Source organism: Winogradskyella ouciana, assembly GCF_009709615.1.
Classification (GTDB): Bacteria; Bacteroidota; Bacteroidia; order Flavobacteriales; family Flavobacteriaceae; genus Winogradskyella; species Winogradskyella ouciana.
Genome location: NZ_WJYA01000255.1, coordinates 1 through 246 on the forward strand (window position 1 = coordinate 1; position 246 = coordinate 246).

The following is a 246-nucleotide window of genomic DNA, read 5'->3' on the forward strand; positions in this document are numbered from 1 at the left end:
AAAAGAAGTGTCGAGCAAAGCGGTAAAACAAGCGATTATGAATGGAGATAAAGCTTTTAAGCGTTTTTTAAAAGGTTTATCTCAGTTTCCACGATATAAAAAAAAGAAGAAGCAAGATGTGAAGTGCTACTTTCCGAAAAACAACAAAACAGATTGGACAGTAGAAAGACATAGAGTAAAAGTTCCTACAATTGGCTGGATAAGGTTAAAAGAGTATGGATATATTTCAAAAAATACAACTGTAAA

At 32.1% G+C, this 246-nt stretch carries 1 protein-coding gene; it reads left to right on the top strand.

Annotated features, from left to right (window positions below; genetic code table 11):
• Positions 1–37: 37 nt before the first annotated feature.
• Positions 38–246, top strand: a 209-nt coding sequence (locus F1003_RS19105; RefSeq protein WP_202913936.1) for a hypothetical protein, incomplete at its 3' end; no start/stop codon positions are given.